The organism is Dietzia sp. IBK-p2-15D, assembly GCF_057773105.1.
In genome coordinates, this window is the sequence record NZ_JBYMTK010000140.1 from 1 (window position 1) to 278 (window position 278).

The 278-nt window shown below is 62.6% G+C and carries 1 protein-coding gene; it reads left to right on the forward strand.

Features of this window, described 5'->3' with window-relative positions:
* Positions 1–85: 85 nt before the first annotated feature.
* On the forward strand, positions 86–278 hold a 193-nt coding region (locus tag AC3DEV_RS17255), incomplete at its 3' end, for a hypothetical protein (protein ID WP_488372917.1).

Below are 278 nucleotides of genomic sequence, written 5' to 3' on the forward strand. Positions count from 1 at the left end.
CGCTGAGTGGCAGATGCGGCGGTGGGTGGCCGCGTTGGCTGACGGTGACCTCGACGGGAACGTCATCCCGCGTCAGACTGGGGAGATGACCAGGGAAGATGCAGCTGAGGTTAGGCGTCTGAACGCCAGAATCGCCAAGCTGGAAACGGAATTGGATTCCGAGCGCAAGGTCGTTGATGCGCTGGGAAAAGCTATATCGGTCATGCACTCACTTGGCGTGGCCGACGACGGGGAGGACCCGACTGGACCGAGCAGCAGCGGCGAGAGCACGAGGAGCT